Source organism: Ruegeria lacuscaerulensis (genome assembly GCF_013033355.1).
GTDB lineage: Bacteria > Pseudomonadota > Alphaproteobacteria > Rhodobacterales > Rhodobacteraceae > Ruegeria > Ruegeria lacuscaerulensis_A.
Map to the genome: position 1 here is coordinate 17476 of NZ_WQDY01000013.1, position 13825 is coordinate 31300.

Annotated in this window: 14 protein-coding genes; 6 read left to right on the top strand and 8 right to left on the bottom strand. The window is 55.8% G+C overall.

Annotated elements, in window-relative coordinates:
* Positions 1–77: 77 nt before the first annotated feature.
* The 7 genes from GOW48_RS19015 to GOW48_RS19045 form a co-directional block, all read right to left on the bottom strand.
* A complete protein-coding gene (locus GOW48_RS19015) occupies positions 78–1589 on the bottom strand; it encodes a mannitol dehydrogenase family protein (RefSeq protein ID WP_170755696.1) in 1512 nt (503 codons plus the stop codon).
* Entirely contained in the window at positions 1589–2362 is a 774-nt protein-coding gene (locus GOW48_RS19020) for an L-iditol 2-dehydrogenase (protein ID WP_170755697.1), read from the bottom strand. The genes GOW48_RS19015 and GOW48_RS19020 overlap by 1 nt, the downstream gene beginning before the upstream one ends.
* Positions 2359–3363, bottom strand: a complete 1005-nt coding sequence (locus tag GOW48_RS19025) for an ABC transporter ATP-binding protein (RefSeq protein ID WP_170356286.1) — start codon at positions 3361–3363, stop codon at positions 2359–2361. The genes GOW48_RS19020 and GOW48_RS19025 overlap by 4 nt, the downstream gene beginning before the upstream one ends.
* A gap of 12 nt (positions 3364–3375) precedes the next feature.
* Positions 3376–4206, bottom strand: coding sequence for a carbohydrate ABC transporter permease (locus GOW48_RS19030; RefSeq protein WP_170755698.1), 831 nt, complete (start codon positions 4204–4206; stop codon positions 3376–3378).
* 12 nt (positions 4207–4218) lie between these two features.
* Positions 4219–5085, bottom strand: coding sequence for a carbohydrate ABC transporter permease (locus GOW48_RS19035; protein ID WP_170356288.1), 867 nt, complete (start codon positions 5083–5085; stop codon positions 4219–4221).
* A gap of 106 nt (positions 5086–5191) precedes the next feature.
* Positions 5192–6493, bottom strand: coding sequence for an ABC transporter substrate-binding protein (locus GOW48_RS19040; protein ID WP_170755699.1), 1302 nt, complete (start codon positions 6491–6493; stop codon positions 5192–5194).
* A gap of 95 nt (positions 6494–6588) precedes the next feature.
* Positions 6589–7614 carry a LacI family DNA-binding transcriptional regulator gene (locus GOW48_RS19045; RefSeq protein WP_170755700.1) on the bottom strand — a complete coding sequence of 342 codons (1026 nt, stop codon included), beginning with the start codon at positions 7612–7614 and terminating at the stop codon, positions 6589–6591.
* Between the two features lie 121 nt (positions 7615–7735).
* Between GOW48_RS19045 and xylB the strand changes: the two genes are divergently transcribed.
* Positions 7736–9172 (top strand): xylulokinase, encoded by a 1437-nt coding sequence (gene xylB, locus GOW48_RS19050; RefSeq protein ID WP_170755701.1) that lies wholly within the window; start codon positions 7736–7738, stop codon positions 9170–9172.
* A 251-nt stretch (positions 9173–9423) separates the two neighbouring features.
* On the opposite strand, the gene GOW48_RS19055 is transcribed toward xylB, so the two are convergent.
* Complete coding sequence (locus GOW48_RS19055; RefSeq protein WP_170755789.1) at positions 9424–10029, bottom strand: helix-turn-helix domain-containing protein; 606 nt, start codon at positions 10027–10029, stop codon at positions 9424–9426.
* A 114-nt stretch (positions 10030–10143) separates the two neighbouring features.
* Between GOW48_RS19055 and GOW48_RS19060 the strand changes: the two genes are divergently transcribed.
* From GOW48_RS19060 to GOW48_RS19080, 5 genes are read left to right on the top strand one after another with little or no spacing between them, the layout of a single operon-like run.
* Entirely contained in the window at positions 10144–11334 is a 1191-nt protein-coding gene (locus GOW48_RS19060; RefSeq protein WP_170755702.1) for an LLM class flavin-dependent oxidoreductase, read from the top strand.
* Positions 11327–12004 (top strand): glutathione S-transferase family protein, encoded by a 678-nt coding sequence (locus GOW48_RS19065; protein WP_170755703.1) that lies wholly within the window; start codon positions 11327–11329, stop codon positions 12002–12004. Before GOW48_RS19060 ends, GOW48_RS19065 begins: the two co-directional genes overlap by 8 nt.
* Entirely contained in the window at positions 12001–12486 is a 486-nt protein-coding gene (locus GOW48_RS19070; RefSeq protein ID WP_170756539.1) for a flavin reductase family protein, read from the top strand. The genes GOW48_RS19065 and GOW48_RS19070 overlap by 4 nt, the downstream gene beginning before the upstream one ends.
* The gene (locus GOW48_RS19075; protein WP_170755705.1) at positions 12483–13379 is read left to right on the top strand and encodes an alpha/beta hydrolase; all 897 of its coding nucleotides are present in this window, start codon (positions 12483–12485) and stop codon (positions 13377–13379) included. Before GOW48_RS19070 ends, GOW48_RS19075 begins: the two co-directional genes overlap by 4 nt.
* Positions 13376–13750: a nuclear transport factor 2 family protein gene (locus tag GOW48_RS19080; RefSeq protein WP_170755706.1), complete on the top strand. Its 375-nt coding sequence runs from the start codon at positions 13376–13378 to the stop codon at positions 13748–13750. Before GOW48_RS19075 ends, GOW48_RS19080 begins: the two co-directional genes overlap by 4 nt.
* Positions 13751–13825 lie beyond the last annotated feature (75 nt).

A 13825-nucleotide genomic window follows, 5' to 3' on the forward strand; every position in this document is an offset into this window, starting at 1 on the left:
ACTGTCTCGAAAATTGACGCTGTTTTACTTGGCTAGAACCAGTGTTCGCTCTGCTGCTTGATTGGAATTGCGGGAAGCTAGTTCGAAGAAGAGCTATGAGAAGTATATTCAGCTAGGGCCGCTCTACTCCCATTTTTCCAAATCCCGTCCAACCAATGGTCAAAGGCTACGGTAAACTGTGAGCCATCGCCGAATTCCCCGCAATACAGATCCTGCGCAAGCCAAAGTCCGGGATCAGTTTTGGCTGCTAGCGCAGTTTTTCTCAGATCTTCCCAAACAGGATCATTGGCGGCGATTTCTGAGCCATCCTCGCGAATCCCAGCGCACATCCTGCACCATAAAGCTTCAGCTAGAGCCAGTCCTTTTATGGAAGCGCCTGAAGCAATTGCATCGCGTATCGACGGCAGCACGAACCCAGGGTGACGCGCCGATCCGTCGAACGCGACCCTGCGCGTTGTGTCGTGAATTGCCGTGTTTTCAAATCGACGTTCAACCAGCCCAAGGTACTCTTGCGGGGTCGTTCCAGGAACAGCGTCGACATGGGGTAGAATTTCTTCTATTTGAACCTTTTTAAAAAACGCAAGTATGTCGGAGTCTTGCATGCAGGCTGAAATCGTCGGGACATTTAGTATCTCGCCAACATTCGCAAGCAGTTGGTGGCCTCCGTTCAATATGCGTAGCTTCAATGCCTCGTATCCGTGAACATCATCGGTCAGTGTGACCCCAACCTGTTCAAAAGGTGGACGCCCTGCACAAAAGTCATCTTCGATGACCCATTGGCGAAAGTTCTCATGTGAAACTGGGGCGTGGTCGTCAACACCAAGCGCGTGGCATTGAGAAATCACTTGATCTGTAGTCGCTGGCACGATGCAGTCTACCATCGAATTGGGAAATGCGCCGTTCCGGTCGATCCAATCGGCAAGATCAGGGTCCGACAGGCGCGCTAACCCAACGATACAGTTTCGAAGGATAGTGCCGTTGCCTTGCAGGTTATCACAGCTCAGCGCGGTGAAGGGGGTCAAGCCATTTGCACGACGTATCCCGAGCGCTGCAACAATTGCGCCGAAAGCGGTGCGGGGGCGATTTGGGTTTGCCGCATCGTGGAGAATATCATCGTGATCCGCGTCGAAAGCGCTGGTGTTGGCATCCAGAAAATAGCCGCCCTCAGTCACAGTTAAAGATACAATGCGGATAGACGGATCAGCCATCCCGCGGACCAGTGCAGCGTTTCCTGCCTCAATCGGCAGATAGTCGATCATCGGGCCTATGACTTCCGCCGATACGCCTTTAGGGTCTAGCTCAATCAGAGTGGTCAGGTAGCCCTGCGCTAGCAGCCTCTGGCGCATTTCAGCGTCATAACTGCGTACTCCTGCTCCGATGATGGCCCAATCGCGGGCCTTGCCTTGCTGCATGAGCTGATGAATGTACCAAGCCTGATGGGCGCGGTGGAAATTACCAAGGCCGATATGAACGATACCGGGCGTCAAGTCCGGATGCTGATAGCTAGGAGTTCCAACGGTAGATGGCAGCTCTGCAAGCTTGTCTCGCCGCAGTTGGATCGGTGGGGTTGCGTGTGTCACAGGGCTCATCAGCTCATCCAATTTCCGCCATCGACATTGTAGGTTTGTGCAACGATGTATTTTGCCTCGTCCGAGGCGAGAAACACCGCCATCCCGGTCAGGTCTTCGGCCCGTCCCATGCGGCCGTAGGGAACTTCTGCGGCCACTTCTAATTTCTTCTGTCCGGGGGGTTTTCCTTCGTGTTTTGCGAAGAACGCATCTACCCCGTCCCAGTGCTCGCCATCCACCACACCCGGAGATATGGCGTTCACATTTATCCCGTGTGCGATCAGGTTCAGCCCTGCAGATTGAGTCAGGGAAATGATCGCCGCCTTGCTGGCGCAATAAACGGCGACCAGAGGCTCACCGCGCCGCCCTGCTTGTGACGCCATGTTGATGATACGGCCCTTGGTGCCATGCGCGATCATATGGCGCGCGACGGCCTGCATGGTGAACAAGGCGCCGGCGACGTTGATGTCGAAGACACGTTGGTAGTCGGCGCGCTCAATATCAACAATCGGGGCGGCGGTGAAGATCGCTGCGTTGTTGATCAAAATATCGATCGGGCCGAATTGAGCTGCGGTGCAGGCGATGGCGTCGTCGATACTCGGCTGGTTTGTCACGTCCATTTCCACGGCCAAAGCCGCAGTACCGATCTCAGTCGCGGCTTGCTGCGCACGCTGGATGTCGATATCGGCTACGGCGACACGGGCTCCCTCCGCAACATAGGCTTTCGTAAAGGCCAGCCCTATGCCGCGCGCGGCCCCAGTAATCAGGGCGGTTTTGCTAGCCAGACGTGTCATTCGATCCGCAAGCCTTTGGCATCAAACCGGTGTATCACATCGGCGCGTGGTGTCAGGTGAATGCGGTCGCCGTGACGGAAACCGACCTCGCCATCAGCGCGGACAGTGATTGTGTCAGCCAGCCCGGTCTCGTGGACATGGAAAAATGTATCCGAACCCAGATGCTCGGAAACGCTCACCACCCCGGACCAGTCCCCTTCGGTTTCTGAGACTGTGATATGTTCAGGCCGTATTCCGATGGTCTGAGCACCGTGTTTTGCGGCCTCGTCGCCCTCAATGAAGTTCATTTTTGGGGAGCCAATGAAACCCGCAACAAACAGGTTGCGCGGTGTCCGATACAGCTCTAGCGGGCTGCCAACTTGTTCGATTACTCCGGCCTGAAGGACGACGATCTTGTCGGCCATCGTCATGGCTTCGACCTGATCATGGGTCACGTAGATCATGGTGGTGGCGAGGCGTTCGTGTAATTCGCTAATCTCCAGCCGCATGCCGACCCGCAGCGCCGCGTCGAGGTTCGACAAAGGTTCGTCGAACAGAAATGCCGCCGGTTCGCGCACGATCGCGCGCCCGATCGCAACCCTCTGGCGTTGGCCGCCCGATAGTTGTCCTGGACGGCGGTCCAGATAGTCGGTCAGGTTCAGGACGCTGGCGGCGCCTTCGACGCGCTTGTCGATCTCGGCCTGATCCAGTTTCGCCATACGAAGGGGAAAGGCGATGTTCTTGCGCACGGTCATATGGGGATACAGAGCATAGGACTGGAACACCATCGCCAGCCCTCGTTTCGCGGGCGGGACATCGGTGGCGTCCGCGCCGTCAATGTCGATAGAGCCCGAGGTGATATCCTCCAATCCAGCGATCAGACGCAAAAGGGTGGATTTACCGCAGCCTGAGGGGCCGACGAAGACGGTGAACTCGCCATCTTCGATGGTCAGGTCCAGCGGCGGAATGACCTGCACATCGCCGAAGCTTTTGGTCACGGACTTGAGTTGAATACGTCCCATGTGTCGTGTTCCTTATTTCACAGCGCCGAAGGTCAGGCCGCGGACAAGTTGTTTCTGGCTGAACCAGCCAAGGATCAGGATTGGAGCGATTGCCATTGTCGAAGCTGCGCTAAGCTTGGCAAAGAACAGGCCTTCGGGGCTGGAATAGCTGGCGATGAAGGCCGTCAGCGGGGCCGCGTCGACGGCAGTAAGGTTGAGGGTCCAGAATGCCTCGTTCCAGGCCAGGATGAAGTTCAGCAAAACGGTCGAGGCGATGCCGGGGATGGCCATGGGGGTCAGCACATAGAGGATTTCCTCTTTTAACGTCGCCCCGTCCATCCGCGCGGCTTCCAGAATTTCGCCGGGGATTTCACGGAAATAGGTGTAAAGCATCCAGACAATGATCGGCAGGTTGATCAGCATCAGGACAACCACCAGCCCTCCGCGCGTATCCAGCAGGCCCAACCGAATGAACAGCAGGTAGATCGGATAAAGAACACCAACTGCAGGCAACATCTTGGTGGACAGCATCCACAGCAGAATGTCCTTGGTGCGCTTGGACGGCACAAAGGCCATTGCCCATGCGGCGGGTACCGCGATGATGACACCCAGAACAGTCGAGCCTCCGGCGATAATGACCGAATTCCACAAGAACCGCATATAGTCCGAGCGTTCCTGCACGATGGCGTAGTTTTCCAACGTCCAGTTGAAGTTCAAAAACAGCGGTGGGCTGGCGATCGCCTGCGCCTCGGTCTTAAAGCTGGTCAGGATGGTCCAGAGGATCGGGAAAAAGATCAGCAGACCAACGGCCCAGGCCAAGGCGGTATTGAACGATTTGCGGCGGGTTGTGACGGTGCGGGCCATGGTCTTACCTCCTCACGCGTCCAGGTTCTTGCCGACGATGCGCATCAGGAAGATGGCAACGATGTTGGCTAAGATGATTGCGTAGACACCTCCGGCTGATCCGAGACCAACATTCTGGCTCTCCAACACACGCTGGAAGATCAGGTAGGTGAGTGTACGGGTACCGAATGCGCCGCCGGTGGTCACGAAGATCTCGGCGAAGATCGACAAAAGGAAGATTGTCTGGATCAGGATTACGATGGTGATCGCGCGGCTCAGATGCGGCAGAATGATGTGGTAGAAGCGCTTCAGAACCGGTGCGCCATCCATTTCGGCCGCTTCCAGCTGTTCGCTGTCCAGAGATTGGATAGCGGTCAGTAAGATCAGCGTCGCAAAGGGCAGCCACTGCCACGAGACGATCATGATGATCGAGGTCATGGATGCTTCGGACAGCCATGAGACTGGCTCGGCCCCGAAAAAGCGCCACAGATGCGCCAGCAGGCCGTTGACCGGGTCCATGAACATGTTCTTCCAGACCAAAGCGGACACGGTGGGCATGACGAAGAATGGAGCGATTACAAGAATGCGGACAACACCTTGACCCCACATCGGTTGATCCAAAAGCATCGCGAGAAGGATGCCCAGAACAACAGTGATGACAAGGACCCCTCCGACAATCACAAGTGTTGCTTGAACTGCCGGCCAGAATGAACTGGATGAAACAAATCGAACATAGTTGTCTAAACCGACCCAGCCCAGATCACCGCCCCGCAGAGGCAGGTACTTCTTGAAGGAAAAATATAGCGTCATCGTCAGCGGCACGAGCATCCAGCCAAGTAGCAGGACCACTGCAGGTGCCATCATCAGGCGAGCAACGGATCGGGAATGTTGAGTAGCCATAACGCAAACCCTCTCTGTTCAGGCGTAACTCAGCCTGCGAGAAAAACGCGAATTGTGGAAGGGTAAGGCGGGGGGCAGATTACTGCCCGCCCGCGGGGAGAAGACCTCAGTACCCTGCGGCTTCCATTTCTTCTGCGGTAAACGCCTGTGCCTTGGCCAGTGCTTCCTCGACCGTTTGCTGCCCGGCATAGACCGCCGAGAACTCTTGGCTGACCTGGGTCGCGATGCCTGCGAATTCCGGGATCGCAGCGAACTGGATACCAACATATGGAACCGGCTTGACCGTCGGGTTGTTCGGATCAGCGGACAGGATCGAGTCCAGCGTCATCTTGGCAAAGGGAACCTTCTGGTATTCCGGGTTCTCATACAAAGAGGTGCGCGCACCCGGCGGAACATTTGCCCAACCTTCGTTTTCGGCAACCAGCTCAATGTAGTCTTTGGACGTTGCCCATTCGATGAACTGTTTGGCTGCGTCTTCCTGCTGTGTGCCGGCCGGAATGGCCAATGCCCAAGCCCAAAGCCAGTTGGAGCGCTTGCCCAATCCGGTGTCAGGTGCCAGTGCAAAACCAACGCTATCCGCTACGGTCGAGTCTGTGGGGTTGGTCACAAATGACGCCGCAACGGTTGCGTCGATCCACATGCCACATTTGCCCTGCTGGAACAGGGACAAGTTCTCGTTGAACCCGTTTGTGGCATAGCCTGCGGGACCAGATTCCGACATCATTTCAACGTAGAAATTCAGCGTGTCGGCCCATTCTGGCTGGTCGAACTGGGGCTTCCAGTCTTCGTCAAACCAGCGCGCGCCAAACGAGTTGGACATGGCTGTGATGAACGCGCCACCTTCGCCCCAACCGGCTTTGCCGCGCAGGCAGATACCGTTGATGTCAGCGTCACGGTCGGTCATGGCCGCCGCGGCCTCTTTGATGAATTGCCAGCTTGGCGCTTCGGGCATTTCCATGCCTGCTTTTTCCATCAGGTCGGTGCGATACATGATCATCGAGCTTTCGCCATAGAACGGCGCCGCGTAGAGCGTCCCTTCATGGCTCAGGCCGCCTGACATTGCGGGCAGGATATCGCCAACGTCATAGTCCTCGGACAGACCATCCAGCGGAACCAACCAGCCGTTCGCACCCCAGATCGGGGTTTCGTACATGCCGATTGTCATGATGTCGAACTGACCGCCGTTGGTGGTGATGTCGGTGGTGACGCGCTGGCGCAAGACGTTCTCTTCCAGCGTTACCCACTCGACGTCAATTCCAGTCGCTTCGGTAAATTTGTCTGTGTAGCCCTGCATCCGGATCATATCGCCGTTGTTTACAGTCGCGATAGTGATGGATTGCGCATGGGCCGCTGCCGTTGCGACGAAAGTCATTGCAGTCGCCGCACGAAGTGCGTGCTTCAGATACATCCCTGTCCTCCCTGAGCTTGGATGTCGTGCAGAGAGGTTAGATCGCAAATTGTCGCGCAGTCAATAAAAACTTTACGCGCGTTAATTTTGTAGTGTTATGCGGATTCTCTTAAAACCAATCGAGCCGGGAAAAGGGTCTCCGTCCGATTTTCTAATTTCCCTCCGTTTTCAATGAGTTCGAAAAGAGTTTCGACGCTTCGTGCCGCCACATTATCATAATCGTGCGCCGCGGTAGTCAGTGACGGGCAGGTAAATTTTGCAAAGGGATGGTCGTCATTTGAAGCCACACGCAAAGCGCAATCGTCTTTTCGCCCGACGCGAATCCCCTGTTCAAAGCACGCTGCCAGAAAGCCGATGGCCAATCGGTCATTGCTGCACAGAACTGAATCCGTGCGCAACTTGCGTTCATCCAGCACCTTGAGCGTGCCGAGCCGCCCAATCTCTTCAAAGGCCCAACCAGTACCTTCGATTTTGATCACATGCGGCTCAAAACCCAGACGTTCCATCACCTCGATATAAGCTTTTCGCCGTTTGTTTGCATTGGGGTTTGCAGGTGTCCGCATTTCGAAGAACGAAGGCGGCTCGCCAGTACGGGTCATGTATTCCACGGTCTGAGACACAAAGCTGAAATTATCGGACCCGATAAACGCTGCGCCCAAACCGTCGAGGTTGCTGTCAAACAGAACTGTCGGCACGCTAGCGCAGAATTTCTCAATTGCAGATTTGTCTGAGATACGTCCCAAGGGCGCAAACAACACGCCTGCTGGTTTCAAAGATTGCAAACCGTCCAGGATTTCGTTTTCCAACTTTTGTTCACCGTGAGAGCTGAACAGAAACGGGCGATACCCCGCTGCGATACAGCTTTGCTCAAGATACCGCGCAATTTCGGCAAAGAATGGATCGGCCAAATAGGGCACGACGATGCCAATATTCTTGGTCAGTTTACGGTTCTGGTTCACAGCATAGATGTTCGGACGGTAGTCGAACCGCTCCAGCGCCTCTTCGATGCGAGCCCTCGTCGATGGACGAACACTGTCTGGATCGTGGAAGTATTTAGACACAGTGGGACGCGAGATCCCGCTGAGGGCTGCGAATTCTTCCATATTCTTTATCTTGGTCATGCCAGTCTGCCTGCGGATCTCAGCCGCCTTGATCTTATCCTATTTTTACATATTCTTTGCGCGCGCTAAAAAGATCAATAGCAAGACAAGTTCCGGACTTTTGTGCAGGTAAGGGGTTTGAATGTATCTCGGGATCGATATCGGCACGTCAGCGGTCAAGCTTGTCTGCGTGGATTCCAGTCGAATTCTTGAAACGTCTTCGGTGAGTATAAAGACCTCTTCTCCTAAGCCCGGTTGGTCAGAGCAGCACCCAGATCTTTGGTGGCAGGCGACACGCGACGCCTTAGGCCAGCTTTCTAAGCAAACCAAACTGTCAGAGGTGAAGGCAATCGGGTTGTCAGGTCAGATGCACGGGGCCATATTGCTGAACCGTGACCTGCGCCCAATCCGCCCGGCCATCTTGTGGAATGACAGCCGGGCAGCGCGAGAGTGCGATGAACTGCGAACGACCTTGCCGGAGATTGGTCAAATCGCTGGGGTCCTCCCTTTGCCGGGCTTCACCGCGCCCAAGATTACATGGCTAAAACAGCATGAGCCAAAGCACTATGCCCAACTGGCTCACATCCTGCTGCCCAAGGACTACATCGGTTTACGGCTGCATGGCGAATTGGGAACTGATACGTCCGATGCTGCTGGGACAATGTGGCTCGATCAGGCGACGCGCGGCTGGCACGCAGGTATCGCCGAAGCCACAGATGTAGCATTGGATTGGCTGCCGCAGGTGTTCGATGGGCACAGTGTCGTTGGGACTGTGACAGCGCAAGCCGCGACTGAGACCGGCTTGAAACCTGGAACTCCAGTTGTTGCCGGAGGCGGAGACGCAGCAACAGGCGCTGTGTCTTTGGGCGCCACCGAACCGGGTCGCGGATTTATATCCCTGGGGACTTCTGGTCAGCTGTTTGTGGCAGATCGAAGCTACAAGCCAAACCCCGAACGCTATGTACATGCTTTTGCGCACACACTGCCCGACCGATGGTATCAAATGGCAGCAATGTTGAATGGTGCACGGCCGATTTCATGGATAGGCAGCCAGTTGGAACTGTCCGCGGCCGAGGTTGTCGCGCTTGCCGAAACGGCCAGCAGGGATCGAGTTCCAGTCTTTCTACCTTATCTGACGGGTGAGCGCAGCCCTCATGGCGACCCGCATATCCGAGCCTGTTTCTTTGGACTGGAGGATTCCACAACACGCGCAGACATCTGCCGTTCCGTGGTAGAGGCGATTGCTTTCTGCTTTGCCGATGCGGCGCAGAGTTTCGGCGGCACAATCGAAGATTTGCCGGAGCTCGCGGCGATAGGAGGAGGCAGCAAATCAGATCTGTTGTTGAGGCTGATCGCGACGGTGACCGGAAAGCCAATTGTGCGGTCAGCTGGGGCAGATTCCGGTCCGGCTTATGGTGCGGCAAGGCTGGCAGCCTTGGGTTTAGGCGCTTTGGAGAGAACTGATCTTGCAGTTCAACCGCCATCAACCGACAGGTTCGAGCCCGCAGATTTGGCGCCGTTGTTCGAAAGATTGACGCGGTTTCGGCAGCTTTACAAGGCCGTCCGTCTGACCGAATAGTTGTCAGCACTTTCAATAAAATCTACGCCACTTTTTGTCCCGCAGCGGGATCATTGCTGTCTTAACAAACAAGAAAATCTTAAATACGCAGCTCGCTGATGCTCGAATTGACAGAGCGGACGGCAGCAATTTCCGAACTTAAATCCTTGGTCACCGTCGAATGCAAGCAGGTGGGACGAACGGCGGCCAAAACGTTTGCGACCGCTACATACGCATAGCTTTTCTTGGATAGCCTTTGACAAGGCCAAACGTCACCAGGTGATGCGTATAGGTGACATCGCCCAGACCATTGTCGCTTCTTTTTCTGTCTTGTTGCGAAAGCGGTGCGAGATCATGGACGGGTAGGAGAAGCTATCTCCTTCACGCAAAGAAATGGTCTCGTCCCCGAGACGCAGTTCAACTTCACCGCTTAAGACGATGGCGTGTTGCTCACCTTCAAAGGAATACCCCTCCAGCGGCTCGGGCGGTTGTCCTGCGCCGGGACGGAATCGCGACAGTATCAGGTAACACTGGCCGGACAACGTGCTGGAAAGTAGTTCGTCCTCAAAGCCCAGTTCATCTGTTGACCGCGTATACATCGCAGACAGCGCCCTGCGGTTTTCGCGTCGCACGACGTGCTTGCGTTCCAGCGGACCTTCTCCCGACTGTGTGGGAAAGAACCAACCCGGGTCAACAGCCAGCGCATCGCTGATTTCTGCAAGCAGGTCCTCTGATACCTTGGCCGCGCCAAGTTCAATCCTGCTGAGATAGGCTTTGGAACATGACACCGCTTCGGACAGGTGCTGCAGGGTCAGTCCACGCGCTTTACGTACTTCGCGAATTTCACTGCCAAGCCGTTGGGCGTCAGTCTGGGACACGTCATTTTTCATGTGTTCAGGATAAATGATTTCAGTTGACTTATCGATACAAAATCAACTTAGTTGAAATATAGGAAAAAAATCAACCACGCTTGGACTGCATGGGAGGAAGCTATGCGCTTTGATTTGATTGCCAATTTTAGCCCCGGCGAGACGATTCCATGGGCGCGCACGCTGGAAATGATCCTCGAACAGTGTTCCTTAGCCGAGCAGGCTGGTTTCACGACCGCATGGTTTACCGAGCATCACTTTGCTCACAATGGCTATATGAATGCGCCGCCCAACCCGATCCAGATGGGTACGCATGTGGCCGCGCACTGCAAGAAACTGCGGGTTGGGACGGCCCCCATCATCTTGCCCGATTGGCACCCCCTGCGTGTCGCCGAAGATGCTGCAATGTTGGATAATATGACCCAAGGCAGGGTTGATTTTGGCGTTGCCAAGGGCATCAACGAACGCTCGACCCTTCAATTCAATAAGGACGCGGACCGGCGCGACAATGCTAAGGTGATGCGACTGTATCAGGAAAGCCTTGAGATTATCCTGAAAGCCTGGACCAACGAGGCGTTCACCCATCACGGTGAGTTCTATCAGTTCCCGGTTCCCGGATGGAAAGAGACCAACCGGTTCTTTGATCCTCTCGACCCGCGCTACCACGACGAAGACGGCGAATACAAAGCGATGTATGTGCATCCGCGCCCCTATTCCAACCCGCATCCGCCGGTTTGGCTGATGTCGAACGCTCCGCCCACATTCAAACTGGCAGGCGAACGTGGCTGGGGCGTGATCTCGATGGCGGCGGGTCCCAAGGCAACGCTGGCCTGTTGGGAGCCTTATCGTCAGGCTCTGTCGCAACGCGAAGGGCGTGAAGTAAAGCTGGGCGAGGGCGTTGGTGTTTGCACGGCGTTTTATGTCGGTGAAAGCATGGAAGAGGCGGTGAACACGATCCGCGGCCCGATCAATGCCTATTATGAATTCCTCGGCGGGTCGCGTCCCAAAGGGGAATGGACCAAGCATGGCTATCTGGATGTCGGTGAACAGATGACGCCGGAAGATGAGGATATGGACTGGTTTGATTTCCTCAACAAGCGCGGGATCATTGTGGTGGGCGATGCCGAATACGTCGCGGATCGCTTTGCCGAGCGGCAGGAAACCATCGGCCTCGATCACCTCATGCTGATGCAGCAATATACCGGTGTGGCTTACAAAAAGATCCTCGCCAGCTGGCATCGCCTGTTCGAGCACGTGGTTCCCAAGTTCGGCACGCAATCCATCGCGCAAAAAAGGATGCTGGAACATGCTTGAAATATGGGGGCGTCCCTATTCATCGAATGTGATTCCGGTGATCTGGACAGCGAATGAGCTGGGGTTGGACTATACGCTGCAACTGGCCGGCGGCAGCTTTGGCAAGCTCGACACCGAAGTGTACGCGCAGATCAATCCTAACAGGATGATCCCGGCGATCCGCGATGGCGACTTTGCATTGTGGGAAAGCCTCGCCATCGTACGTTATCTCTGTGACCGCTACGGTGCGGGAACGCTGAGCCCTTCGGACGTTCAAACCCGTGCGACTGCGGATCAGTGGATGGAGTGGTCTGCCAGTCGTGCCTTTGGGCCGGTGATCTACCTGTTCTTCGCAACGGTACGTACGCAACCCGACCAGCGCGACCCGGAAAAGATCGCCAAGCTGCGTGATGAGGCGCATGAAGCCCTGACCCTTCTGGATCAACACCTTGCGGATCGTGCCTATGTCTGCGGGGACAGCTTTACGATGGCCGATATTCCCTTGGGCTGTGTGGCCTATCGTTACTTCAACGTCGAGGTCGACCGCCCGCCCTTGCCAAATGTCGAGGCCTGGTACCAGCGACTCGCGGCCCGCCCCGCGTACCGCGATCACGTCATGCGCCACTTCGGGACCAACCCCGATGAATGGGCTGCGCTGGAAAAAGCCTGTGCCAGCGAAGGGGTGCTATGATGGACGTCCGCGACTATCGCCGCGCCCTTGGTGCCTTTCCGACGGGGGTGACCATCATCGCCACCTATGACGCGGACGGTGCGCCATGGGGCCTGACCGCCAATTCCTTTACCTCGGTCTCATTGCAGCCGCCGGTTATCTCGGTTTGCGTCGCAAAGTCCGGCCGTGTCTTTCCGGCGCTGTCGCAATGCGATCATTTCGCCGTCAATATCCTGTCGGCCGATCAGAAAGACCTGGCGATGCACTTCGCCAGTGATGTCGAAAACCGGTTTACCGATACCGAATGGACCGCCGGAACCGCGACCCCGCTGATCCCCGGAGCGTCGGCACAATTGGAATGCACGGTTCACAGCAGGGTCGATGCCGACGATCATGAAATCCTTCTGGGTCGAGTCGTTAACTACACCCACGTGCCCATCCCCCCACTTGTCTATTGCCGTGGTGCATTTTTCTCAGCACCCCAACCCGAGGCTTCGCCATGAAAGATCATCTGACCTATCACACCCGCTTCAGTCCTGATGAGTTCGACGCGCAATACAATCTGCGGGCAGGGCGGCCTGACTATGAAGAGACTGTCATTCCCGCATGGAGCCGCGACAGCGAGGCCGCGCGCGCCACATCCGATTGCAGCCTCGATATCCGCTATGGCGAAGGTGAGAAACAAAAGCTCGATGTTTTCCGCTGTCCGGATGTGGATGCCCCAACACTGGTGTATGTCCATGGCGGCTATTGGCAACGCGGCGACAAGTCGATTTACAGCTTCATCGCTCCGCCCTTTGTCGCGGCAGGGTGCAATGTTGTAATCGTCGGCTATGACCTGTGCCCATCGGTAACCATCACGCGTATTTCCGAAGAAATCCGCGAAGCGATGGCTTTTATTTGGCGCAATGCACGTGATTTGGGTCTTAATCCAGACCGTATCACCGTGATGGGTCATTCGGCTGGCGGCCATATTACGCAGATGATGATGGCGACCGATTGGCCCTCGCTTGGCAACGATCTTCCTGCAGACCTGATCAAATCCGGCATCCCGGTGTCCCCGCTCAGCTATCTGGAACCGGTGCGCCTGACTGAAGCGCTGAATGCCGGTATCCGGATGACGCCGAAAGAGGCCGAAGCGGAAAGCCCGATGACCAACCACCCGCCAATCACGAATGCACCGCAGCTGGTCGTTGTCGGTGGCGCGGAAACCGACGAATTTCACCGGCAAGCTCGGATGTATGTCGAAAAATATGGGACCGCAGACCGCGAGGTCGGCCTCTACATCGTCCCGGACGTCGATCACTTTGACGAATTGAACGTGCTTGTCGACCCGGCAAGCCCGTTCTTCACGCACACTTGCGATATGCTTCAAGGAAAAGGACCGCAATCATGACCGCTTTGACCCGAGACCTCGTCGACGCCGTCGGCGACGCGTTTAATGCCAATGACATCGATGCCGTTATGAAGCATTTCGCAGACGACGCCACATTTGATCACGCCGTCGGTCCGGACGAGCATGGCGTGCGTCTGGAAGGCGCCGAAACGATCCGGGGTGCATTTTCTGCGCTGTTCGAAAAAGTCGAAAACGTGCACTGGGAAACGCTGGACTGCGCGATCTCGGGCAACAAAGCCTACTGTGAATACCGGCGCACCGCGACGCACAAGGATGGTTCGAAAGAAGAGTTCTTCAGCGTCGACATCCTGACCTATCGCGATGGGCTAATTGTGCACAAAGACACCTATTACAAACAACGGACAAGCTGATCAGTTCACTTCGCTGCGATCAAATCTCTAAAGACTTGCTGAAGAAACCAGCCATCGTTTTGGGTGCTGTATCAT